Here is a 1,662-nt window from a genome sequence, read left to right as displayed (position 1 = left end):
GCTGGGTGCCGGAGTGCGGACGGATCCAGCGGGCCCGCGCGGCCAGGCCGGCCAGCGCGTGCTCGGGCAGGCCGCCCAGGTCGGAGGCGCGCAGGGCGGCCAGCCGGCGGGGGGCGTCGGCCTCGCGGCGCTTCTCGGCGGACCGCTCGCGCAGCAACCGCCAGGAGCGGGCCAGCCGGCCCACGGCGAGGTAGATCAGCGGGGCGCAGAGGCCCGCCACGACCAGGATCAGCAACAGCTTCGCGGCCAAGCCGCTGTGCCACAGACCGGTGACCAGCCCGGAGACCCGGTCGGCCCAGATCCGGTAGGCCAGGTTCGCCGCGATCGCCACCCACAGCAGCGCCAGCACCCCGTACAGGGCGACGATGCGGCCCTCGCGGTCCAGCCCGGCCCACGCCGGCGGTCGCCCGCGCAGCCGGCCGGACACCCAGGCGAGGCCACGACCGCGCAGGTTGGGGATCTCCAGCCAGTCCATCAGCAGGTAGTAGCCGTCGAGGGCGAGCAGCGGGTTCAGGTTGAACAGCACGTTCAGATACCAGGCGAAGGCCAGCTTGAAGGCCAGCGGCCCGAGCGCCGGCACGGCCAGCCCGACGAGCTGCATCGACCCGGCGAGCACCAGGCCGGTGGCCGGACCGGCCGCGGTGACCAGCATCCGGGCCCGGCGCCCGGCCATCCACACGTCGGTGGTGTCGACGAAGACCGAGGGGATGCCGAAGTACACGAGCACGCCGGCCGCGGGCACTTCCCGCCCGGCGTGTTTGGTGGCCAGCGCGTGCCCCAGTTCGTGGCTGGCCAGCGCCACCAGGTTGAGCAGCAGCAGGACGACCGCGCCGAGCAGATAGGAGCCGCCGGACAGGAAGACCGCCTGGCTGCCCCGCCACCAGGTGGTGACGAACAGGCCGAGCCCGGCCACCGCGAAGACGGCCATGACGATCGCCGCGACCTTGGTGAACAGGAACCGGCCGCCGGCGCGGTAGAGCGCGGTGATCACCCGGTCGATGTCGAAGACCAGCATCCGGCGGCCACGCGCCGCCGCCAGCACCCCGCTGCCGACGCGCCGGGGCAGCGGCTGGCGCTCGAGCTCCTGCAACGGGCGGAACGCGTCCACCGGCAGCTCATCGAGCATCCGGTTGCCGGCGAGGTCGGCCACGACCCGGCGGACCTGGTCGGGGGCGAGCCGGCCGGCCAGGCGGGCGAACTCGGCGACGAGGCGGGCCACCGTGTGGGTGCCGTCCATCATCTGCGCGAGCTGCCACTCGTCCGGGGTCAGCCGCAGATAGCAGGCCCGGCCGCCGTCGTCGGGCGAGCGGAGCATCACGTACGCCGAGCCGCGCACGCTGGTCAGCTCGACGGCCTCGATCCCGGCGCGCAGCACGGGCCGGGCCCGCGCGGGGTTGAGCCGGTCGACCACCGCACCCCAGAGACCGGGGTCGGCGGGTCCGAGCGGCTCACCCGGCGCACGTCCGGCCAGGGCTTCCCAGACACTCATCCGGGTCTCGACGTACGTCACGCCTTCAGTCCGTTCAACGGGGGTTGCCTTCACAGGCTGTGGCGAATGGAGAGTAGGCGGTCAGCGAGGCGAAACGCGAGCCCCCGATAAGCCGATCGCCCGCCGAAACTCCACACAGCGGACATAAAGGTGCGGTGGGTGGTCGCGATCAA

Annotated in this window: 1 protein-coding gene; it reads right to left on the bottom strand. The window is 73.5% G+C overall.

Annotation, left to right across the window (positions count from 1 at the left end):
- On the bottom strand, positions 1-1,510 hold a 1,510-nt coding region (locus AB0C29_RS47215), incomplete at its 3' end, for a M50 family metallopeptidase (protein ID WP_360834756.1).
- Positions 1,511-1,662 lie beyond the last annotated feature (152 nt).

The sequence above is a fragment of the Actinoplanes sp. NPDC048791 genome, from assembly GCF_040650095.1.
Classification (GTDB): domain Bacteria; phylum Actinomycetota; class Actinomycetes; order Mycobacteriales; family Micromonosporaceae; genus Actinoplanes.
This window is presented reverse-complemented; position numbering and strand designations above follow the sequence as displayed.